The sequence below is a fragment of the Dactylosporangium sp. NPDC005555 genome (assembly GCF_040605635.1).
Lineage (GTDB): Bacteria > Actinomycetota > Actinomycetes > Mycobacteriales > Micromonosporaceae > Dactylosporangium.
Window position 1 is genome coordinate 250,975 of sequence record NZ_JBEXDG010000004.1, and the last position, 22,521, is coordinate 273,495.

The 22,521-nt window shown below is 73.0% G+C and carries 15 protein-coding genes and 3 pseudogenes; 12 read left to right on the plus strand and 6 right to left on the minus strand.

The genetic code is table 11. From position 1 onward, the window contains the following. Positions 1 to 252: 252 nt before the first annotated feature. From ABZS58_RS07030 to ABZS58_RS07060, 7 genes are read left to right on the plus strand one after another with little or no spacing between them, the layout of a single operon-like run. The gene (locus ABZS58_RS07030; protein WP_354778456.1) at positions 253 to 804 is read left to right on the plus strand and encodes a chemotaxis protein CheW; all 552 of its coding nucleotides are present in this window, start codon (positions 253 to 255) and stop codon (positions 802 to 804) included. Continuing rightward, the gene (locus ABZS58_RS07035; RefSeq protein WP_354778458.1) at positions 801 to 2,279 is read left to right on the plus strand and encodes a methyl-accepting chemotaxis protein; all 1,479 of its coding nucleotides are present in this window, start codon (positions 801 to 803) and stop codon (positions 2,277 to 2,279) included. The genes ABZS58_RS07030 and ABZS58_RS07035 overlap by 4 nt, the downstream gene beginning before the upstream one ends. After that, positions 2,276 to 4,342 carry a response regulator gene (locus tag ABZS58_RS07040; protein WP_354778460.1) on the plus strand — a complete coding sequence of 689 codons (2,067 nt, stop codon included), beginning with the start codon at positions 2,276 to 2,278 and terminating at the stop codon, positions 4,340 to 4,342. Before ABZS58_RS07035 ends, ABZS58_RS07040 begins: the two co-directional genes overlap by 4 nt. After that, entirely contained in the window at positions 4,339 to 5,385 is a 1,047-nt protein-coding gene (cheB, locus tag ABZS58_RS07045; RefSeq protein ID WP_354778462.1) for a chemotaxis-specific protein-glutamate methyltransferase CheB, read from the plus strand. The genes ABZS58_RS07040 and cheB overlap by 4 nt, the downstream gene beginning before the upstream one ends. Beyond that, positions 5,367 to 7,286 carry a response regulator gene (locus tag ABZS58_RS07050; RefSeq protein ID WP_354778464.1) on the plus strand — a complete coding sequence of 640 codons (1,920 nt, stop codon included), beginning with the start codon at positions 5,367 to 5,369 and terminating at the stop codon, positions 7,284 to 7,286. The genes cheB and ABZS58_RS07050 overlap by 19 nt, the downstream gene beginning before the upstream one ends. 32 nt (positions 7,287 to 7,318) lie before the next feature. Then, positions 7,319 to 7,840: a SigE family RNA polymerase sigma factor gene (locus tag ABZS58_RS07055; RefSeq protein ID WP_354778466.1), complete on the plus strand. Its 522-nt coding sequence runs from the start codon at positions 7,319 to 7,321 to the stop codon at positions 7,838 to 7,840. After that, positions 7,837 to 9,006: a hypothetical protein gene (locus tag ABZS58_RS07060; protein ID WP_354778468.1), complete on the plus strand. Its 1,170-nt coding sequence runs from the start codon at positions 7,837 to 7,839 to the stop codon at positions 9,004 to 9,006. The genes ABZS58_RS07055 and ABZS58_RS07060 overlap by 4 nt, the downstream gene beginning before the upstream one ends. A 6-nt stretch (positions 9,007 to 9,012) precedes the next feature. On the opposite strand, the gene ABZS58_RS07065 is transcribed toward ABZS58_RS07060, so the two are convergent. Then, positions 9,013 to 9,504 (minus strand): FBP domain-containing protein, encoded by a 492-nt coding sequence (locus tag ABZS58_RS07065; protein WP_354778470.1) that lies wholly within the window; start codon positions 9,502 to 9,504, stop codon positions 9,013 to 9,015. Positions 9,505 to 9,559: 55 nt separating this feature from the next. Here ABZS58_RS07065 and ABZS58_RS07070 point away from each other — a divergent pair, with 55 nt between their 5' ends. Then, entirely contained in the window at positions 9,560 to 10,120 is a 561-nt protein-coding gene (locus ABZS58_RS07070; RefSeq protein WP_354778472.1) for a WHG domain-containing protein, read from the plus strand. A 124-nt stretch (positions 10,121 to 10,244) separates the two neighbouring features. Continuing rightward, entirely contained in the window at positions 10,245 to 13,175 is a 2,931-nt protein-coding gene (locus ABZS58_RS07075) for a glycosyl hydrolase (RefSeq protein ID WP_354778474.1), read from the plus strand. Positions 13,176 to 13,307: 132 nt separating this feature from the next. Here the strand turns inward: ABZS58_RS07075 and ABZS58_RS07080 are convergent, their stop codons facing one another. Continuing rightward, positions 13,308 to 13,685: a hypothetical protein gene (locus ABZS58_RS07080; protein ID WP_354778476.1), complete on the minus strand. Its 378-nt coding sequence runs from the start codon at positions 13,683 to 13,685 to the stop codon at positions 13,308 to 13,310. Positions 13,686 to 13,750: 65 nt separating this feature from the next. Continuing rightward, positions 13,751 to 16,237, minus strand: coding sequence for a hypothetical protein (locus tag ABZS58_RS07085; protein WP_354778478.1), 2,487 nt, complete (start codon positions 16,235 to 16,237; stop codon positions 13,751 to 13,753). Between the two features lie 191 nt (positions 16,238 to 16,428). Here ABZS58_RS07085 and ABZS58_RS07090 point away from each other — a divergent pair. Further along, positions 16,429 to 17,523, plus strand: a pseudogene (locus ABZS58_RS07090) (lytic polysaccharide monooxygenase); the annotation flags it as partial. Positions 17,524 to 17,697: 174 nt separating this feature from the next. Beyond that, positions 17,698 to 18,297: pseudogene (locus ABZS58_RS07095) on the plus strand (cellulose-binding protein); the annotation flags it as partial. On the opposite strand, the gene ABZS58_RS07100 reads toward ABZS58_RS07095, so the two are convergent. Together ABZS58_RS07100 and ABZS58_RS07105 are read right to left on the minus strand one after the other, a co-directional pair. Next, on the minus strand, positions 18,219 to 19,466 hold the full coding sequence (locus ABZS58_RS07100; protein ID WP_354778480.1) for an EAL domain-containing protein: 1,248 nt from the start codon (positions 19,464 to 19,466) through the stop codon (positions 18,219 to 18,221). The pseudogene ABZS58_RS07095 and the gene ABZS58_RS07100 sit on opposite strands and share 79 nt — an antisense overlap. A 980-nt stretch (positions 19,467 to 20,446) precedes the next feature. Then, positions 20,447 to 21,643 (minus strand): annotated as a pseudogene (locus tag ABZS58_RS07105) (DEAD/DEAH box helicase); the annotation flags it as partial. 140 nt (positions 21,644 to 21,783) lie between these two features. On the opposite strand from ABZS58_RS07105, the gene ABZS58_RS07110 reads away from it, so the two are divergent. Further along, entirely contained in the window at positions 21,784 to 22,290 is a 507-nt protein-coding gene (locus tag ABZS58_RS07110; RefSeq protein WP_354778482.1) for a DUF1360 domain-containing protein, read from the plus strand. Between the two features lie 2 nt (positions 22,291 to 22,292). Here the strand turns inward: ABZS58_RS07110 and ABZS58_RS07115 are convergent, their stop codons facing one another. Beyond that, entirely contained in the window at positions 22,293 to 22,478 is a 186-nt protein-coding gene (locus tag ABZS58_RS07115) for an antitoxin (RefSeq protein ID WP_354778484.1), read from the minus strand. Positions 22,479 to 22,521: the final 43 nt, after the last annotated feature.

A 22,521-nucleotide genomic window follows, 5' to 3' on the forward strand; every position in this document is an offset into this window, starting at 1 on the left:
ACCGCCCGGCACGCCGCCCTGGACAGCGACCGGTGGCGCGGCGAAAGCGACCCCCGGCACAACGAACGCGGCGAAAGCGACCGCCGGCACAAGGAGCGCGGCGAAAGCGCCGGGTGGACCGACGGAACCGACGAAACCTACGGAACCGACGAAACCCATCGAGCCGGCGAAACCCATCGAGCCGGCGAAACCCATCGAGCCGGCGAAACCCATCGAGGCGGCGAAACCGCACAGTGGCACGACGTCGGGGACATGCGGCAGCGCCTGGCGGAGCTGCGCGACTCGTTCGACAGCTCGTTCGCCGACCCGCACCGCGAGCAGGTCGCGGGCTTCGACGACCTCCTCGCCATCAGGGTCGGCGGCCACCGGTACGCGCTGCGCCTCACGCAGGCCGCCGGCCTCTTCCCGGACCGTCCGGTGACGCGGCTGCCGGGACCGCTGCCGTCGCTGCTCGGCGTCGCCAGCTTCCGGGGCTCGATCGTGCCCGTCTACGACCTCGCCGCCGTCTTCGGGCATCCGGCGGCAGGGCCGGCGGAGAAAGGGTCGAAGGCCGCCCGCTGGCTGGTCCTCGCCGCCGGTGAGCCGCTGGTCGCCCTCGCCTTCGAGGAGCTCGACGGCCACCTGCGCGTGCCGGGGGAGCTCATCGTCGAGGAGTCCACGGGCCACGGCCCGCGCGGCTGCCTGCGCGGCATCGTGCCGCTGGAGGGCGGCGCCCGCCCCATCGTCGACGTGCCCGCCGTCCGCGCCGCCATCGAAGCGCTGACGGGCCGGGCAGGGAAAACAGCAGGAAACGGGGAACGATGAAGCGAGAATGGACGTTCGGCCGCCGGCTCGCCGCGGGTTTCGCGGTCGTCGTGCTGCTGACCCTGCTCACCGGCGGCGTCACCATCGGCGCGCTCAACGCCGTGGTCGCCGGCAAGGACGACGTGATCGACGTCGGCGTCCAGGGGCTCGTCGAGGCGCAGCAGCTGCGGGTCGCGGTCGAGGAGAAGAGCAGCGCCTCCCGCGGGTACCTGCTGACCGGCGACGAGACGTTCCAGAACCAGATCACCGCGGCCCGCGCCGAGTTCACCCAGACGGTCCAGCGGCTCCGCGGGATCGCGACGTCGCAGCGCGAGCGGGACCTGCTCGACGCCGCCGTCCAGGCCGAGCAGTCGCACCAGACGGCCCTGGAGGCGGTCATGGCGACGCGCAAGGACCCGGCCATCTCCTCGCAGCGGATCGCCGGCGCGTTCGAGGCAACGGTGGTGCCGCAGCGGGAGACGCTCAACGAGCACATCGAGGAGGTCGCCACGCTGCTGCGCCAGGACCTGACGGTGAAGCGTGACGGCTCCTCGGACACGGCGCGGACCGCGACCGTCGCGGTGATCGTCATCGCCGCCCTCGCGGTGCTGCTCGGCGTGGTCATCGCGATGCTGCTGATCCGGGCGCTGGCCCGGCAGGTCGCCGGCGCGGTCGGGCACATCCAGAGCTCGTCGGCGCAGCTGGAGGCCGCCGCCAGCCAGCAGGCGACCGGAGCCCGCGAGCAGGCGACCGCGATGAGCGAGATCAACACGACGATCGAGGAGCTGCTGATCACGTCGCGGCAGATCTCCGAGGGCTCGCAGCGGGTGGCGAAGATCGCCGAGGAGACCGCGGTCGCGGCGCACTCCGGCGACGCGACCATCGAGCAGGCCCGCGAGTCGATCACCGCGATCCGCCGCCAGGTCGACCTGATCGTGCAGCACATGCTGGAGCTCGGTCAGCGCAGCCAGCAGATCGGCGGCGTCGTCGACCTGGTGTCCGAGCTCGCCGAGCAGACCAACATCCTGGCCATCAACGCGACGATCGAGGCGTCCGGGGCGGGGGAGTGGGGCCGCCGCTTCGCCGTCGTCGCCGACGAGATCCGCAAGCTCGCCGACCGTACCGCCGGATCCGCCAAGGAGATCAGGGCGCTCATCGACGACGTGCGCGGCGCGGTGAACACCACCGTGATGGCCACCGAGACCGGTGCGAAGGCCGTCGACGCCGGCACCCGGCAGTTCGGCGCCGTCACCGCGTCGTTCCAGCAGATCGCCGACCTCGTCGCGACGACCACCGAGTCGGCGCGGGAGATCGAGCTGTCCACCAAGCAGCAGACGACCGCGGTCGAGCAGGTCAACGTCGCCGTCACCGACACCGCCCGGGTCACCCAGGAGAGCGAGTCCAGCGCCGTGCAGACCAGGCAGACCGCGACCCACCTCGCCGGGCTCTCCAACGAGCTGCTCAGGCTGGTCGCCGCCGCGTCCGAGCGGCATTGAGCGCCCCGGCGCCCGCGGTGGCCAAGGATCCGCTGCGGTACTTCAGGATCGAGGCCGGCGAGCTGGTCGACCAGCTAGCCCAGGGCGTCCTCGACCTGACCCGCGACGGCGCGGACCGCGAGCCCGTGGCCCGGCTGCTGCGGCACGCGCACACGCTCAAGGGCGCCGCCAGGGTGGTCCGGCAGACCGACATCGCCGACGCCGCGCACACCCTGGAGGAGCTGCTGGTCCCATACCGGGACGGCGCCGAGCCGGTGCCACCGGAGACCGTCGGCGCCCTGCTGACCCTGACCGACCGGATGACTGCCCTGGCCGGCGCGTTGCAGAAATCGACCGAACCAGAAAAAACGGTAGAAAAGCCGACTGAAATAGCGGCACCCGTCCGCAGCGACAGCGCCGACATCGACGAGCTGCTCGACGCCGTCGGCGAGGCACACGCCCGGTTCGCCCCGCTGCGCCGGCAGGTCGCGACCGTGGAGCGGGCCCGCCGGGCGGCCGAGGCGATCACCGAGCAGCTGCGGATCCGCGCCGCGCAGTCCGACGGCGCCGACGGCCGCACCGGCGCGATGGCGACCCGCCTCGCCGCCGACCTCACCGCGCTGGGCCGGCAGCTCACCGAGACCGTCGAGCAGGTCGAACGCGAGCTCGACGACATCCGCGGCCGCGCCGAACGGCTCCGCCTGGTGCCGGTCGCCACGGTCCTCACCACGCTGCACCGCGCCGCGTACGACGCCGCCGGCAGCGAGGGCAAGAAGGTCGTCTTCGACAGCCGCGGCGGCGACCTGCGCCTCGACCCGCACGTGCTGAGCCTCGCGTCGGGCGCGCTGCTGCACGTGGTCCGCAACGCCGTGTCGCACGGGGTCGAGAGCGAGCGGGAGCGGCTCGCCGCCGGCAAGCCCGCCGCCGGGCACGTCGCCGTGGAGGTCCACCGGCGCGGCACGAACGCCGCCTTCCGGTGCCGCGACGACGGCCGCGGCTTCGACCTCGGCGCGGTGCGCGAGCAGGCCGAGGCGAGAGGCCTCGTCCCCGACGGTGCCGAGCCCGACGTCCGGGAGCTGATGCGCCTGCTCATGCACGGCGGGATCAGCACCGCCGGCGAGGTCACCGGCATCTCCGGCCGCGGCATCGGCCTCGACGCGGTCCGCGACGTCGCCGAGCAGCTCGGCGGCGAGGTCAACGTCAGCACCGAGCCGGGCCGCGGCACGACCGTCGAGCTGGTGGTCCCCCTGTCGCTGGTGTCGCTGTCGGGGCTCGTCGTCGAGGCCGCGGGGACCCTGGTGTCGCTGCCCCTGGACGCCGTTCGCACCTGCGTCCTGCTCGGCGCCGTCGAGGTCACCGCGGCCGCCGCGGCCGGCGCGATGGCGCACGACGGGCACGTCATCGCGTTCCTGCCCCTGGCGACGGTGCTGGTCCCCGCGGCGCAGCAACCGACGGCCGGCGCCGTCGCGGTGATCCTCACCGCCGGCGACCGCGTCGTGGCCGTCGGCGTCGACCGCCTGCTGGGCACGTCGGCCCTCGTCGTGCGGCCGCTGCCGGAGCTCGCCCCGGCCAGCGCGGTCATCAACGGCCTGTCCATCGACGCGGAGGGCAACCCGCGGATCGTGCTGGACCCGCACGGCCTCGCCGCGGCGGCCGCCGGGAAGGTGCCCGCCGCGGACCCGGTGACCGGCGAGCCCAGCACCGGGACGGGCCGGGACCCGATCCTCGTCGTCGACGACTCGCTCACCACCAGGATGCTGGAGCGCAGCATCCTCGAGTCCGCGGGCTACGAGGTCGAGCTCGCCGCCTCCGCCGAGGAGGCCCTGGAGCGGGCCAAGGTGCGCCGCTACGCGCTGTTCCTCGTCGACATCGACATGCCGGGCATCGACGGGTTCACGTTCGTCGCGCTGACCCGCGAGGACCCGGTGCTGCGCGAGACGCCCGCGATCCTCGTCAGCTCACGGTCGTCGGCGGAGGACCGCCGTCGTGGCGCCGACGCCGGTGCCAGCGCCTACATGGTGAAGTCGGAGTTCAACCAGGAGGAGCTCCTCGGTCACATCCGGGAGCTGGTGGGCGCCCCGTGATCAAGGTCCTGGTGGTGGAGGATTCCGCGACGGTACGGCAGTGCCTGCGCGAGGCGCTCACGGCTCGGCACGGCTTCGACATCGTCGGCGAGGCCGTCGACGGCGCCCAGGCCGTCGACCTGTGCCGGCGGCTGCGACCGGACGTCATCACCATGGACGTGGTCCTGCCGGTCATGAGCGGCCTCGTCGCCACCGAGCGGATCATGTCGAGCCAGCCGACGCCGATCCTCGTCGTGAGCTCCACGTCCCGCCAGGAGCTGTTCACCACCTACGACGCGCTCGCCGCGGGCGCGGTCGACGTGCTGGAGAAGCCGCGCGGCGACGCCTCCGACGACTCGTGGGGCGCGCGGCTGCGCACCGCGGTCAAGGTCGTCTCCCGGATCCGGGTGGTGACCCGGCACCGCCCGGCCGGCGCCGCCGCCACCGCGGTCCGGGGCGCCGCCCGGACCCACCAGATCCCGAGACGACTGGTCGCGATCGGCGCCTCGACGGGCGGGCCCGGTGCCATCGTCACGTTGCTGCGCGGCGTCCCCCAGAGCTTCACGGTGCCGCTGCTGTACGTGCAGCACCTCGCCGCCAACGAGAACTTCGCGCAGGCGTTCACCGGCTGGCTCGCCGAACAGACGGGTCACACGGTGCGCTACGCCCGCGGCGGGGAGAGCCTCCAGTCGATCGCCGGGCAGGTCGTGATGGCACCGCCGGACCGGCACCTGACCGTCCGCGGCGGGCACCTGTACCTGAGCTCCGGCCCGCCCCGGCACTCGTGCCGGCCGTCGGTCGACGCACTGTTCGAGTCGATCGCCGCGGAGGTCGGCAACGGCGCCACCGGCGTCCTGCTGACCGGTATGGGCCGCGACGGCGCCGAGGGCCTGCTCGCCATGCGCCGCGCCGGCGCCCACACGTACGCGCAGGACCAGGGCAGCTGCGTCGTCTACGGGATGCCGAAGGAGGCCGTGGCCCTGAACGCGGCGGTGGAGATCCTGCCACCGGACCAGATCGCGGCGAGCCTGACGGAGAAGGTCGGATGGCGAACACGGTCCTGATCGTCGACGACAGCCTGACCGTCCGGATGGACCTCCACGAGGCCTTCGAGGAGGGCGGCTTCCGCACGGTGCTGTGCGCGACCGGCGCCGACGCGCTCGCCGCGTTCGACGCCGAACAGTTCGACGTCGCGCTCTTCGACGTGCTGCTGCCCGACGCCGACGGGGTCGAGCTGCTGCGCGGGCTGCGCGCCCACCCCCGCCACGCCGGGGTGATCGCGCTGCTGCTGTCCAGCGAGGCGGAGGTCAGCGACCGGCTGCGCGGGCTGCGGCACGGCGCCGACGACTACGTCGGCAAGCCCTACGACGCGCACGCCGTCGTCGCCCGCAGCCGGGAGCTGCTGCAGCGCGGCGCCGACGCGCCCGCCGAACGCTCGGTGCTGGTCATCGACGACAGCCTCACGTTCCGCGAGGAGCTGCGGGACCTGCTCTCCGACGCCGGCTACGAGGTCCTGCTCGCGGTCAGCGGCGAGGAGGGGCTGCGGGTCGCCGCGGCCCGCCCGCCCAGCGCGATCGTCGTCGACGGGGTCCTGCCCGGCATCGACGGCGCGACCGTCATCCGCCGGGTCCGGCTCGACGCGACCCTGCGCAACGTGCCGTGCCTGCTGCTGACCGCCTCCGACGACTACGCGACCGAGCTGCAGATCCTCGACGCCGGCGCGGACGCGTTCGTGCGCAAGCAGGAGAACCTCGCGGTGGTCCTGGCGAAGCTCGCCGCGGTGCTGCGCAAGAGCACCGCCACCCCGCTGCCGCCCGCCGGCCCGTTCCACGGTCAGGTCAAGGTGCTCCTCGTCGACCCCGACCGGGGATTCCTGGACCGGGCCGCGGAACAGCTGCGGGAGGAGGGCTACGAGCCGGTCGCCGCGCCCGACGCCGACGACGCCCTCGCGATGCTCGCCGTGCAGCCCGCCGGCTGCGTCGTGCTGGCCGTCGACGACACCGGCGGCCTCGAGCTGTGCTCCCGCATCCGGTCGGTGCCGGGCCTGCGGGACATGCCGGTCATCGGGCTCGGCGGCGGCGACCTGCTGCTGGACTGCCTCGCCGCCGGCGCCGACGACTACGTGCGCCGCGACGACGGGGTGAGCACGCTGCGCGCGCACATCCGTGCCCACATCCGCCGGCAGCAGCTGCACGAGCAGAACCGGCGGATCCGTGACGAGCTCGTGCGCCGCGAGCTGGAGGCCGCCGAGGAGCGCGCCGCCCGGCAGGTCGCCGAGACCCGCGCCGAGCTCGTCGAGGAGCTCGAGTGGCGCAACCGGGAGCTGGAGGCGTTCAGCGGCTCCGTCTCGCACGACCTGCGCTCGCCGCTGCAGACGATCCTCAGCTTCAGCGAGCTGCTGATGGAGGAGCAGACCGGCAACGAGCCCGGCGACCTGGCGCTGCGCATCCACAAGGCGGCCCTGCGGATGAACGCGCTCATCGACGCGCTGCTGCAGCTGGCCGGCGCCAACCGGGGCCAGATCCAGCGCAGCGACGTGGACCTGTCGGCGGTCGCCGTCGACGTCGTGGAGGAGCTGCGCCAGCGCGACCCGGAGCGCGACGTGGAGGTCGGCATCCAGCCCAGGATGCGGGCCTCCTGCGACGGTGAGCTGGTCCGCGCGGTCCTGATGAACCTCGTCGGCAACGCGTGGAAGTTCACCGGCCGGACCCTGCGGGCGCGGATCGAGATCGGCTGCTCGCCGCAGGCGTTCTACGTCCGCGACAACGGCGCCGGGTTCCCCGCCGACCGCGCCGACCAGCTCTTCCGCCCGTTCGGCAGGCTGCACTCCAGCAGCGACTTCCCCGGCACGGGCATCGGACTGACCACCGTGCAGCGCATCGTCGACCGGCACGGCGGCCGGGTGTGGGCGCAGAGCGAGCCGGGCCGCGGCGCCACGTTCTCCTTCACGCTCCCGGAAGGGTAGAACCTTTCCGCCCGCTGGCGAGTATGGAGAGCATGCCCGAGAACGGCGACGAACAGTTCGTCAGCTTCATGCACGCCGGCGCGGCCCGGCTGTACCGCGTGGCGTACCTGCTCGCGGGGGACGCGGCACAGGCCGAGGAGCTGACCCAGCAGGCGCTGGTGCGCACCTACACCGCCTGGTCGCGCATCGAGGGCGGCGACGCCTACGGCTACGCCCGGCGGATCCTGGTGAACCTGCACAACGACTGGTGGCGCCGGCGCTTCCTGCGGGAGCGGCCCATGGCCGACGTGCCGGATCCCGTCCGCCGGGCCGAGCGGGACCCGGCGGACGGGATCGCCGCCCGGGAGAGCGTCGCGCAGGCCCTGCAACGGCTGACCCGGCGGGAACGCGCCGTCGTCGTCTGCCGCTACTACCTGGACCTCACCGAGCAGCAGACCGCCGACGAGCTCGGCGTCGCCGTCGGCACGGTCAAGAGCACCAACGCCCGGGCACTGCAGAAGCTGCGGATCGACCCCCGCCTCGACCCGGCGTACGAGACGAAGGAGGCGCGGTGATGCGCAGCATCGAGGAGCTCCGCCGGGCGATGCGGGACGAGACCGCCGACCTCGCGCCCGGGGTGACGTTCGCGCAGGTGCGGCAGCGGGCCCGGCGGCGGCGTTTCGCGGGACTGTTCGCGTTCGCCGCAGGTGTACTGGTGCCGATCGGCGCGACGATGACGGTCCTCTCCGCGGGGCCGGGCGGGCCGTCCCCCCTCCCGCCGCCGCCGTCGAACGTCGCGCCCGTCATGACGCCCCTGCCGGTGCCCGACCTCTCCGAGGCCGTACGGACCGGCATCGCCTACGGCCCGGACGAGGAGTTCTTCATCGCCGCCACCGGCGACGACATGAACGGCGTGCCCGCCGGCTTCTACAACGCCGCGACGGGGCAGTTCCGCCGGCTGGAGCTCGGCCTCATGACGCCGGAGCCCGGCCAGTTCTCCGTGATCGGGGAGTTCGAGGACCGCCACGGCGGCATCGTCGACTACGGCGTGGTCCGCGGCGCCGGCCTCCGCGTCGAGGTCACCGCCGACGGGCAGCGCGTCGACGCGACCAGCACCGAGCTGCCCGGCCTGCCCGGGGCGACGGTGTTCTGGGCCCGGCGCGCCGGGATCGCGGTCGGGCCGACCGGCGCCGTCGGCGGGCCCAGCCCCGACCTCGCCTTCACCGCCCGCGACGCCGCCGGCACCGTCGTCGCGACCGGCGGCTACGTCCAGCGCACCGACGGCCAGCTCGTCATCGCCGACACCTCCGTGCAGATCGGCGACCTGATGCCGACCGGCGTCATCCTCGCCGACGGCGGCAAGCTCGTGCTGTGGTTCAGCGGCGACGACCGCGGCACCAGCCTCCTCGCCGGCAGCGTCCACGGGGCCGGCGCACCCACCGAGCTGCGCGGCCTGGGCCGCTACGCCCGCCCGCCGTTCGACATCGGGTTCTACGGCGGCCGCCAGGAGTTCGACCAGCCCGGCGGCACGAAGGTCGTCCTGCTCACCTACGTCGGCCCGGCCACCGAGGTCACCCTGACGGCACCCACGTCGACCGGCCACGGCTCCGTCCGCTGGAGCGCCCACCCGCAACTGCGCATCGCCTGGATCGCCGGGGTCGCTGCCCAGGACACCGCGAACGTCACCGGCGTCGCCAAGGACGCGCGGGGCACCGTCATCGGCACCAGCGAGGGCCGCTGACGCGGCCTACACGATCCGGGCGAGGAAGGCCGCCAGCTTGCCGCGGGTCCGCTCGACCTTCTCCTGCACGCTCAGCGTCTCTCTCGGGCCGCCGCCGGCGTCCGGGGTGCGCAGCCCGCGCACGTACAGCGAGCAGGCCAGATCCGTGCAGATGTAGGAGCCGACGGAGTCACCGCGCCGTCCGGCCTCGCCCGCGCGGCGGCCGGTCATCAGCGAGACGCCGGTGCCGGGATGGGTCGTCAGGCACAGCGAGCACATGTTGCGGTGCAGGAAGCCGCGCTGCTGCGTCGCGATGCGCAGCGTGATGCCCACGAGCTCGTCGCCGGCGGGTGCCACGAGATAGGCGCGGTCCAGGGTGCCGGGGTCGCGCCAGCCGAGGAAGTCGAGGTCGGGCCACGGCCGTTCGGCAAGGTCGCGGGGGAGCGCGATGCGTTTCGCCTCGCCCTTGGAGCAGTTGACGAAGGACGCGCGGATGTCGGGCTCGCTCAGTGGTCTCACGCCGCCGACGGTACCGACGCCTAATGACCCTAGGCAAATGACTATTGTGGCTAGGGTGAAACGTGTGGGACTCACGGCCGACCTCGTCACCCGGGCCGCCGCGGACCTCGCCGACGAGGTCGGCCTGGCCGGCGTGACCGTGTCGGCGGTCGCGCGGCACTTCGGGGTCAAGGACGCCAGCCTCTACTCGCACGTGCGGGGGCTGCGGGACCTGCGGCAGCGCATCGCGCTCCTGGCCGCCACGGAGTTCGCCGACCTGCTCGGGCCGGCGGTCGCGGGGCGGGCCGGCCGGGACGCCCTCGTCGCGTTCGCCGACGCCTACCGCGGCTACGCCAGGGCGCATCCGGGGCGTTACGCGGCGATGCAGGAGCCCGTCGAGGCGGCCGGATCGCACCGCGGGGTCGATCTCACGTACGGGATGCTGCGCGGCTACGGCCTGGCGGAGCCCGACGCCACCGACGCGGTCCGGCTCCTGCGCAGCACGCTGCACGGCTTCGTGGACCTGGAGCGCCGTGGCGGCTTCAACGACCCGCGCGACGTCGAGGTCTCCTGGCGCCGCGCCGTCGCCGCCGTGCACCTCGCGCTGGTCCACTGGCGGGAAGCGCTCTCAGAATAAAACCCCAGCTCACAGCGATACTTGAGAGCGCTCTCTGAAGTTGACCATTGACAATGGTCAGAGGCGTTGCCCAAAATCACCAGGGACCCAAGAAGCCGCCCACTTCTGATCGGAGTCCTACCCGATGCGCCTTACCCGAGGCCGACCCTGGTTCGCCGGTGCCGCCGCGCTCGCGCTCGTCAGCACCGCGGTCACCTTCCTCGCCCTGCAGAGCGCCGACGCGGCAACGCTCGGCTCCGGTAGCTACGCCACCACCCGCCCCGCAGGTCAGGCCCCGCCGGCCGGCTGCGGATCGATCGGCACCAACCCCCGGCAGTGGGTCACCGCCAACGCCCCGACCGGCGCGGTGCCCACCAACGACTGGTGGTCCTCGCTGCTGTTCAAGAAGTTCGACTGCAGCTACTCCGAGCCGCTCAACGCGCACCCGATGGCGTTCAAGCCGGCCAACAACGGGCTCGGCGTCAGCTACACGACCGAGGCCGCCATCTCCGGCACCGCCACCGGCGTGGGGGAGTACCACTACCCGTACACGACGGAGTTCACCCTCGGCGTCTCGGGCCTCAACTCCCCGGACACCAAGGTCGACGGCTGGACCGACTGGACGGTGACGCCCTACTGGTCCGACGGCGCCCGCACCCTGCGCGCCACCATCGGCCACGGCCTGCCGTTCGTCTACGCCCGCACCAGCGGCGGCAACGCCCAGCTGACGTTCGGCGGCGCGCCGGCGGTGTGGAGCAACAGCGGCGCCCGGATCGGCTTCACCGTCCGCGGCCACGACTACGTCGCCTACGCCCCGACCGGGGCCACCTGGACCGTCAGCGGCAACAACATCACCTCGACGCTGGCCGGCAAGGACTACTACTCGGTGGCGCTGCTGCCGACGACGCCGTCCACGCCCGCCGCCGACCGGACCGCCCTGGCCAACACGTACGGCACTTACGCGCACAACCACGTGACCGGCACCAACGTCAGCTGGGCGTACAACGCCGGCACCAGCACGGTCAACGCGACCTACGCCTTCACCACCACGGCCCGCGAGGGCAGCGGCAGCGGCACCGTCGTGTCGCTCTACCCGCACCAGTGGAAGAACCTCACCGGCGCCACCCCGATCGCGCAGACCTACGTCTCGGCGCGGGGGCCGATGAAGAGCCTCACCGGCGTCTCGTCGTTCACCACCGGCACGAAGTATCAGGGTGTACTGCCGGAGATCCCCGCGGTCGCCGACAGCAGCGGGGCCGACCTGGCCACGCTCGGCGGTTACCTCGACCAGGCCGCCACCGGCGACCCCCTGGCAGGTTTCGGCGACGACACCTACTGGACCGGCAAGGGCGTCGGCCGCGCCGCGCGCCTGGCCGAGATCGCCGACCAGCTCGGCCGCACCGCGCAGCGCGACGCGCTGCTGGCCGCGATCCGGACCCGGCTCACCAACTGGTTCACCGCCAGCCCCGGTGAGGCGACCCGGCTGTTCGTCTACGACGCCAACTGGGGCACCCTGATCGGCTACCCGGCCTCGTACGGCTCCGACAGCGAGCTCAACGACCACCACTTCCACTACGGCTACTACATCGCCGCGGCCGCGACCCTGGCGAAGTTCGACCCCGCCTGGGCCGCCAGCAACGCCTACGGCAGCATGGTCAACCTGCTCATCCGCGACGCCAACAACCCCGACCGCAACGACGCGATGTTCCCGTTCCTGCGGGACTTCGACATCTACGCCGGTCACGACTGGGCCTCCGGCCACGGTGCCTTCGGCGCCGGCAACAACCAGGAGTCCTCGTCGGAGGGCATGAACTTCGCCAACGCCCTCATCCAGTGGGGCCAGGCGACCGGCAACACCGCGATCCGCGACGCCGGCCTGTACATCTACACCACCCAGGCGCAGGCGATCCAGGAGTACTGGTTCGACTCGTCCAACCAGAACTTCCCGGCCACGTTCGCGCACAACACGGTCGGCATGGTCTGGGGCGACGGCGGCGCGTACGCCACCTGGTTCTCCGCCGAGCCGGAGATGATCCAGGGCATCAACATGCTGCCGATCACCGGCGGCTCGCTGTACATGGGCTACAAGCCGGCCTACAACAGCGTCAACTGGAACGAGATGGTCACCAACAACGGCGGCCCGCCGACCGTCTGGCAGGACGTCCTGTGGTCCTTCCAGGCCCTCGGCAACGGCGACACCGCCCTGGCGAACTTCCGGGCCAACACCGGCTACACCCCGGAGGAGGGCGAGAGCAAGGCGCACACGTTCCACTGGCTGCGCAACCTCGCCGCGCTCGGCCAGGTCGACACGTCCGTCACGGCGAACACGCCGCTCTACGCGGTGTTCACCAAGAACGGCGCGAAGACCTACGTGGCGTCGAACCTGACCGGCTCGCCGCTCACCGTGACGTTCTCCGACGGCCGGACGCTGACCGTGCCCGCCGGCAAGACCGCCACGACCGGCGCGTACACCTGGGTCGGCGGCGGCGGGACCAGCAACCCGCCGACGTCACAGCCCCCGACGTCGCAACCGCCGTCGTCGCAGCCGCCCTCCTCGCCGCCGCCGTCGTCGCAGCCCCCGGTCGGGTCGAACCTGTTCTACCTGCGCAGCGGGCCGGCGCTCAACACGGCCGCCGGGACGGCCGCGGGCACCCAGTCGGTCAGCGCCGCCAACGGCAACTACGACGGCACGCCGCACAACCCGGTCATCTACACCAAGTGCGGCATCACCGGCAGCACCAACGGCGCGGCGACGGCGTTCACGCTGCACGTCGACGCCGGGAGCACCGTCGGGCAGGGCATCCAGGCCCGGGTGTCGTACGACCTCACCAACAACGGCAGCTACGAGCGGGTGGAGACCTACCGGTACTTCGCCACCGACCCGGTGCCGGGGACTGAGGCGTACACGTCTGCGGTCGGCCTGTCCTCCTCGACCGGCAGCCTCGGTGCGATGAGCAACGGCTGTGTCCGCCTGGAGGTCTGGAACGCGATCGGCAACGCGGCCACCACGGTCCGCATCGACGCCTCCGCCGCCAACGGCAACCAGTCGACGCTGCGGATCCCGTACAACGTCTGACCGCTGCTCCAAAACGGGCGGGTCTCCACGTGGAGGCCCGCCCGTCGGCTTACGAAAGGTCGCGCACGAGTCAGTGCCGGCCCGCCGTATTCTCAGGCTGACCGGCACCGCTGCAGGGATTGCGCTGTTCGTCTATGAGGCGGCGATCGCCGGGCCGTCCTGGACGACGGTCGCCTGGGCGAACGCCGAGTCCAGCTGCGCGCGCAGCGTGTCGAGCTGGTGGAACTCGCTGGAGCTGGCGGACTCGGAGCCCTCGGCGGCGAAGACGTGGTCCGTCTCGGCGGCGGAGTGGTCGTACGAGGTGAACTCCGTCTCCTCGTAGTGCGCGCCGCTCGGGTCCGTGTACTCGACGTGGCGGCCCTGGTCGAAGCTGGTGGACTCGGCCGAGGCGTGGTCCTGCTCGTACACGCCGAACTGCGACTGGTAGTCCTGCTCGCTCGCGTCGACCTGCTGCAGCTGCTCGACCTCGGCGTGCTCCTGGCCGGTCTCGATCTCGCCGTACTCGCTCATGTCATGGCCCCTTGTATGTGTGTGGTTCGCGGTGTGTGTGGTTGTTCCTTGCGATGCACAGAACATTACGGAGCCGCTGACCTGCCCGAATCCCGGATACGTGCCACCGCGTCGGGTCGCTGCTCACCGGGGCTGAGGGCGGCCAGGACGGTGCCGAGCTTCTCCCGCAGCGTCGGGTCGAGGTGCAGCAGCACGTACAGCAGCGCCCACGCCAGCCCGACCACCTTCGCCCAGTCGTGCACCGTCCCGGAGAACTTGAGCCACGGCTGCGCCATGTACACGGCGACCAGCGGCAGCCCCGCGAACAGCGCCATGCGCAGGATCGCCACCGCGACCGCACGGCGGCTGCGCCGCAGCGGCGCCGGCACCGCGACCGCCGCGGCCCGCCGCAACCGACCCAGCTCCCCGGTGGCGAGGGCCCCCGCGTTGTGCCGCAGCACCTCCTCCACCCGCCGCCACGCGTCGGCCGACGAGGGCGCGGCGACCAGGAACTTCAACTGCCGCACCGCCCGTGCCGCCCCCTGCCCGCCCTCGGCGAGCCGCCGGTGCGTGTCGGCGTCGACGAGGCCGAACACCGCGGGCAGGTCGTGCTCGACCGCGGACGCGATCCGCTCCAGCCGCTCCAGCCAGAACCGCCGCCACCGCAGCTCGTTGCGCCGCCCGACCTGCTGCAGCTCGCCGAGGAGGGCGAGGGTCTCGGTGAGCGCGACAGCCCGCGGCTCGGCCCGCCTCGACCGCCGGATCGCCCAGGCCCGCGCGACCCGGCCGAGGACGGCGGCGAGGACCTGGGCGGCGACGATGAGCAGGACGATCACCGGGATGTGGCCGGCGACCGCCGACGCCGCGGGGCCGGCCGCGATGAGCGAGAGACCGGCGATCAGCGGCACCGCCGCGACGGCGACGACAGTGACGCGTCTCCAGTACAGGGTTCGCGTCGTCCGGTCGAGCACCTGACGGTCGACGACCGCCCGCATGGCCGCGGTGGCCGACGGGACGGTGGCGTCCAGTGTGGACAGCAGTGGCAGCGCGTCGGCCTGCCAGGACGCCAGTGCTGCACGGTCGGCGTCACGCATCCGCCGCCGGATCATCCACAGTGGACCGCCGGTGGCCCACCAGAGCAGCCGGCGCCGGCCGCGCTGCCAGGCGGACGCAGTCGGGCCCGCGCCGATCGCGTCCAGCGCGAGCACCGGGAGCCGGTGCCGTTCGTAGAGGTACGACCGCGGTTCCCGGACGCAGGGCGCGGCGCGGACGGCCGCCGGCTGCGCCGCGATGAGGTCGAGCGCCTCCCTCGTGCGGCCCAGCCAGTGCAGTGTCATGATCCGCTCGGTGACCCCGTCGACGTCGTTCGGGTCCGTCGCGGCCAGCTCGCCGGCCCGGACGAGGGCCTCCTCCTCCCGGCCGGCCCGGGACAACCGGCCCCACAGCTCCTTGAGGATCTGCGGATCCCCGTCGCCGGTGGCCGCGGTGAGGACGTCGACCGCGGCCTGCTCGTCGCCTTGCTCGTCGGCGCGACGGGCGCGGTGCAGGGTGTCGGCCGCGCTGGCGGTGGCGTCCATGAGGTCCGCGGCTGGCCCGGTCGCGAGCGGGCCGAGCAGGTCCTCGACGGGCAGTGGAGGCCAGGCGGCCATCGTCTGCGGGTCCGGCCGCCCGGCGGCGTCGTGGGCCGTCGCCACGATGCGGCGCAGGGGAAGGGCGCGGGCGGTCTCCGCAGGGAGGCCTTCGACGAACCGGACCGCCTCGGGCAGACGGTGCATCCGGATCAGCAGCGTGCCCTGCCGGACCAGTGCGGCGACCGGGCTCGGGTCGACGGTGATCCGCCGGTACAGCGCCAGAGCCGGAGCGAGACGGTCGAGCTGCTCGGCGACCCGGGCGGCCCGGCGCAGCAGCAGCGGATGGGTGGAGTCGCGGCGCAGCGCGTCGGCGAGGACGGTGGCGGCCTCGGCGGGGCGGCCGGCGTCCATGTGCTCCACCGAGGCGCGGCAGGCGGCGATCGCGTCGCGGTCCTGGTCGGTGCCGTTGACGATCCGGGTGAGCAGTGCCGGCATGTCGACCGGGGTCCGGGTGGCGGGGCCGGCCGCCTCGACCAGGCCGGTGAGGATCTCGTCCTCGTCGCGGCGCCGACGCGCGCGCAGGGCCGCGACGGGGCCGCCGGTGCGCCACCACAGGCCGCGGCGGCCGGTCGGGTCGGTCTCGACGGCGAGGACGGGCAGGCCCATGTCCGCGTACGTGCCGGCGCGCAGGGCCCGGTGCGGGGTCGTGCCGAGCACGGCGAGCGCCTCGACGAAGCGGCCGTGCTCCCGCAGCGAGGCGTTACGGGCGGTGATCACCGCCTCGTCGTCGGGGGCGGTGCGGTGAGCCTCGGCGAGCAGGGCGAGCGCGCAGCCGTCCCAGCCGATCGCGGACTGCGCCTCGGCGAGCGCGCGCAGCAGGTCGGCGTCTGCGGGGCCCGTGACCAGGGCGTCGGCCAGCAGGTGGGCGGCATCGGCGTGATCGCCTGCGGCAGCGCAGAGCTCCGCCGCTTCGAGGACCGCTGCCGGTCCAGTGCTCGACATGGCGGTAAGCATCGAGGGTCGCACGTGTCCCGCGCGAGCGGTTCACCTGAAGTATCGAAATATCCGACCATTCGGTGAATGTTTCACGGCCCTCCAGCGTCGATGCACCGTCCGGTCGCCGGTTCGTTGCCAGGGGACGGTCACACCCCGTGCAATCCAGGGCAGTGAATGCCTTTGGGGAGAGAGGTTCCATGAATCGACGACGAAGACTGGCGCTGTGGCTCGTGGCGGCGACCGTCGGCGCGGGCACGGTGGTCATCGCGGCGGACCCGGCGGCCGCGCACGGCGCGATGATGGTGCCGGGCAGCCGGACGTATCTGTGCTGGAAGGACGGCCTGAACGCCACCGGGGCGATCCAGCCGAAGAACCCGGCGTGCGCCGCCGCCGTCGCGCAGAGCGGGCCGAACTCGCTCTACAACTGGTTCGCGATGCTGCGCTCCGACGGTGCCGGCCGGACGTCCGGCTTCATCCCGGACGGGAAGCTCTGCAGCGGCGGCGCGACCGTCTACGACTTCTCCGGCTTCGACCTGAACCGGTCCGACTGGCCGCTGACCCACCTCACGTCAGGCTCCACAATGGAGTTCGACTACAGTAACTGGGCTGCGCACCCGGGCACGTTCTCGTTGTACGTCACCAGGGACGGCTTCGACCCGACCCGGCAGTTCGGCTGGTCGGATCTGGAGTCCACGCCGTTCCTCCAGGTGACGAACCCGGCGCAGGTCGGCTCGCCCGGCACCAACGACGGGCACTACTACTGGAGCGGCAGGCTGCCGTCGAACAAGTCGGGCCGGCACATCATCTACTCGGTGTGGTCCCGGTCGGACAGCACCGAGACGTTCTACGGCTGCTCCGACGTCACGTTCGACGGCGGGCACGGCGAGGTGACCGGCGTCGGCACCACCGGTCCCGGCCCGTCCACGTCGGCCTCGCCTTCCGCGTCCACCTCGGCCTCGGCCTCTTCGTCGGCCAGCCCGAAGCCGCCCACCGGGAACGCGGGCTGCACCGCCACGTACCAGATCACCAACAGCTGGCAGGGCGGCTTCCAGGCCGAGGTCAAGGTGGCCAACTCCGGCACCGCCGCGGTCAACGGCTGGCGTGTCGGGTGGACCTGGCCCGGCGGGCAGCAGGTGAGCCAGGGCTGGAACGCGGTCCTGACCCAGAGCGGCGCCGCGGTCAGCGCGGTCAACGCGACCTGGAACGGCACCGTCCCGCCGGGCGGCAGCACCACGTTCGGCCTCCTGGCCAACGGCACGGCCATGACGCCGCAGCTCTCCTGCGCTGCCAACGGGCAGACGCCGCCTCCTGCATCGGCATCGGCATCGGCTTCGGTTTCGCCGTCCGCCGGCACGTCTTCTGGCCCGCCGCCCGCGGGCTGCACCGGCGCGGCGTTCTGCGACGGCTTCGAGAGCCAGACCAGCGGCGGCGTGTCCGGTGCGTGGACGGTCTCCAACGCCAACTGCTCAGGCACGGGAACGGCCACGGTGGACACCGCCGTCACGCACAGCGGCACGAAGTCGGTCCGCGTCGACGGCAAGGCGGGCTACTGCAACCACGTCTACGTGAAGCCCACCAAGGACCTCAGTGGTCTGGGTTCCGTCTGGTACGCGCGGATGTACGTCCGTCACTCGACGGCCCTGCCCGTGGCGCACGTCGCGTTCGCGGCGCTGAAGGACAACGCGGACGGCAAGGACCTGCGCCTCGGCGGGCAGAACAGCGCCCTGCAGTGGAACCGTGAGTCCGACGACGCGACCCTGCCGGCGCAGAGCCCGGCCGGTGTCGCGCAGAGCCGTCCGCTGCCGACCGGGCAGTGGAACTGCGTGGAGTTCATGGTGGACGGCCGCGGGCTGCTCTCGACGTGGCTCAACGGCGCCGCCGTGCCGGGCCTGCAGGCCGACGGGGTGGCGACCCCCGACATCGACCAGCAGTGGATGTCGAAGGTGTGGCAGCCGCGGGTGACCGACCTGCGGCTGGGCTGGGAGAGCTACGGCGTCGGCGACGACACCCTGTGGTTCGACGACGTGGCCATCGGCGCGTCCAGGATCGGCTGCCTCAGCTCGTAACTTGGCCGCAGCGCCGACGGGGCACCAGGGCGCCCGAAGAACCAGCCCTGACCGTGATGGACACCGAGGTCGGCGAGCGCGAGCCGGTCGGCCTCGGTCTCCACCCCCTCCGCGACGACCGTGGCACCGCACGCCTCGGCCAGGTCGACGAGCGACCTCGTGAGGACGCGCAGCACGTGGTCGGCCCCGACGCCGGTGACGATGCTGCGGTCCAGCTTGATGACGTCCGGCTGGGTCAGCACGATGTGCCGCAGCGAGGAGAACCCGGCACCGACGTCGTCGATCGCCAGCCGCATCCCGCCGCCGCGCAGCGGGGCGAGGACCCCCTTCAGCCGGTCGTAGTCCTCGACCTGCTGGTGCTCCGACAGCTCCAGCACGATCCGGTCCAGCGGCAGGCCGCCCAGCAGATCCAGGCATGCTTCGGTGAGCAGCGTCGACGGTGAGATGTTCATGGCGATGTACCCGCCGACGCGCGGCAGATGCTCCGCCGCCTTCCGCAGGGCGAGGATCTCCAGGCGGTCGCCGACGCCGATCTCGTGCGCCTCGGCGAAGCAGGCGTCCGGGCCGCGGTCCCACTCCTTCGGGAACCGGCTCAGCGCCTCCGCCCCGATCCGCCGGCCGGTCGCCACGTCGACGATCGGCTGCAGCACGACGTGCGGCCCGCCGGCGTCGATGACCGGCCCGATCCGGTCGCCGATCTCCGCGTGCAGCTCCCGCCGGCGGAAGTCCGGCTCGACGATCAGCGCGGCGGCCTGCGACAGCACCTCCATCAGCGCCTTGTCGCGCCGGCTGAGCTCCTTGTCCGCACCGAGCCCGGCGGCGCAGAACGTGCCGTAGACGGTGCCGTCGCTGAGCACCACCGGCACCGACACGTAGCTGCGGATGCGCGGCATCCTCGCCGCGGGCAGCCGCATCGCCTCCGGGAACTTCGTGACGTCCGGGATCACCGCAGGCAGCTTGCCGTCCATGATGGACTGGCAGAACGAGCCGGCCCGGGGGCGCTTCGTGCCGTCGCGGAACAGCATCGGCAGCGCCGACTCCACGACCTCCAGGTGCTGGGTCGTCTCGTCCAGCCGGGTCATGAACGCCAGGCTCAGCCCGAGCGCCGCACGGGCGGTCTTGAGCAGGTCGGCGATCTGCCGGGCGGACTCGGTGCGGGCACGTGCCATGCCCTGCAACGTCGGCGGCGCCGGCCGTCTCCTGAGCGCTTTCGTGGTGCTGCGATCCGGCCGGCCGGATCGCATGCGCGGCGACACCCGGCTCGCGGTGCACGTCTGATCCCGGATGGGCCTCTTCGGTGACCCTTCGCCGGCTGGACCAGCGGGCACGGGCGATCGACGCCACCCACGACCCGGCGGCGCAGCTGCGGCAGGCCCAGCTGGTCCGGTGGGGTCTGCCGGCCTGACGCTCTGTTACGCGACTGGGTGGGATCGGTGAGCGATCCCACCCGCTGCTGTCAGTGTCGGCTTTGTCTGCGTCAGCGTCTGCTTTGTCAGCGTCCGCTGCGGCGGCCGACCCTGGTCTGTGATGAGAACGCCGCGGCGCCGGCCGGTCTGCCGGTCGATGCCACGCCGGCCGGCCTGGCGGTGGACGCCGTGCCGGTCGCCTTCGCCGTGCCCCCGCCGGTGGTCCCGGCGCCGGTCGCCGTGGACGACTGACGCTGACCTTCCCGCTGGTTGGACGGCCGGCGCCCGTGACGGCGTCCACCACCGCCGGCCTCACCGGTTTCGCTCGTGGTCTGGCGTGCCGCGCCCTGATCGGCGGCGCGCCTCGTGGTGCCCTGGTCCGCGGCGCGCCTGGTGCTCGCCTGCTGGCCGCCGCGGATGCTCCGGGCTTCCCCGGTCGCCGCCGCGGTGCCGCGGGTGCCCGCACCCGCCGTGGCGCCCCGGGTGCCGCCCGTCGCCGTGGTGCCGCGGGTGCCTCCGGTCGACGCCGCGGTGCTCCGGCGGTTCGTGTTTTCCTGTGCCGCCGGTGTACCGCGGCCGCCGGCGCTCGTGGCGTGCTCCGCGCTCGCGCCGGCGCCGCGACGGCGGCCGGAGCGGCGTCCTGCAGTGCGCGGGGCGTCGGTGTCGTCGTCGGCGGCCCTGGCCCGGCCGCGGCCCTGCTGGCGGGGGACCGCCACCGGCTCGGCGGGCGGCTCGTGGAACGTGCGCTGGCCGGGGGCGAGCTCCGTCAGCAGCGAGTCGCCGGGCCGCGTCCGGGTGATCGTCGGCTTGATCCCGGCCTCGCGGGCCAGCTGCCGCACGTCGCCGGTCTGCTTGTCGGTCATCAGCGTGATCACGGTGCCGCTGGCGCCCGCCCGGGCGGTGCGGCCCGACCGGTGCAGATACGCCTTGTGCTCCGCCGGCGGGTCCGCGTGGATGACCAGCGCGACGTCGTCGACGTGGATGCCGCGGGCGGCGATGTCGGTCGCGACCAGCGTGCGGGCGCTGCCGTCGGAGAACGCGGTGAGGTTCCGGTCGCGCGCGTTCTGCGCCAGGTTGCCGTGCAGTTCGACGGCCGGTACACCAGCGGCGACCAACTTGCGGGCAAGCGTCTTCGCGCCACGCTTGGTGCGCGTGAACACGACGGTGCGTCCAGGCGCCGCGGTCAGCTCGACCAGCACGGGGAAGCGGTCCTCGTCCCGCAGGTGCAGCACGTGGTGGGTCATGTCGACCGGCGGCGCGGAGACCGGGTCGACACTGTGCGTCACCGGGTCGGTCAGATACCGGCGGACGAGCACGTCGACACCCGCGTCGAGCGTCGCGGAGAACAGCAGCCGCTGCGCGTCGGTGGGCGTCGCGTCGAGCAGCCGGCGGACCACCGGCAGGAAGCCCAGGTCGGCCATGTGGTCGGCCTCGTCCAGGACCGTGACCTCGATGTCGTCGAGGCGGGCGTGACCGGACCGGACGTGGTCGTCGAGCCGGCCGGGGCAGGCGACGAGCACGTCGACACCGGCACGCAGGGCGGCGATCTGCGGGTTGGCCCCGACGCCACCGAACACGACCTGGGTGCGCAGCGACAGCGCCTGCGCGAGCGGGGACATCGCGGCCTCGACCTGCGTCGCGAGCTCACGGGTCGGCACCAGCACCAGCGCCCGCGGCCGGCCGGGACGGCGCGGGTTGCGCGCCCGGCTCGCGGCGAGCCGGATCAGCACCGGCAGCACGAACGCATACGTCTTGCCGGAGCCGGTGCGGCCCCGACCGAGCACGTCACGGCCGGCGATCGCATCCGGCAGCGTGGCCGTCTGGATCGGGAACGGCTCGGACACGCCGTTGGCGGCGAGCACCGCGACGAGCGGCGCGGGCACGCCGAGATCGGCGAAGCTCGCCGACGAGGAGGAAGGGATGAGGCGGCGGACCGCCATGAAGTCTCCGAACGTCTGAGGGGTCGTCCTGCCCGGCGCTGACGGTGGTGGTCGCGGCGCGGGGGTCGACGTTGCGGACCCATCGTACCCGAGACGATCACCTGGTTTGCCGGTCGCACGGTTCGGGTAGCCGGGCCCCTATGGCAGGCATCGATGTTCGCGCCGCGGACGCGTACGCGCGCAAGGCCCCCGATGAGCGTCCGCTGCGTGGGTACGCGACGGTCATGGCCGTCTTCAGCGCCGCAGTCGCCGCGGCCGCGGGTGTTGCCAAACTCACCGGAAAAGGGCTCCCGGAGCGTCCCTCGGCGGCGGACGTGGCACTGCTCGCCGTGTCCACCCACAAGCTGTCCCGGCTCATCACCAAGGACACGATCACCAGCCCGCTGCGCGCACCCGTCACCCAGTTCGAGAGCGCCGCAGGCTCCGCGGAACTCAACGAGAGCCCCCGCGGCCACGGCGTCCAACATGCCCTCGGCGAGCTGCTGACCTGCCCCTTCTGCACCGCGGTCTGGGTCGCGTCGGGCCTCGGCGCCGGCCTCGTGTTCGCCCCGCGACTGACCCGCTTCGGCATGGGCGTGGCGAGCGCGATCGCCGGCGCCGACTTCCTGCACCTGGCCTACGCCGCGGCCAAGAAGGCCGCCGCCTAGCCCTACTGGTTCTTGGTGCTGTCCCCGGCGCCCGTGTGCTGCTGCGCGGCGTCGACGGCCTTGTCGATGTGCTCGGTGTGCTTGCCGCCCGTCTTGTCGTCGACGATGTCGCCGACCTTCTCCAACGCCGCGTCAACCTTGTCGTCGTGCTGGTCCGCGAGGTCCTTCACCCGGTCGAAGAAGCTCATTGTTCGTCCCCCTTGTCCGTTTCCGCGCTATGGTGTCGCGCTT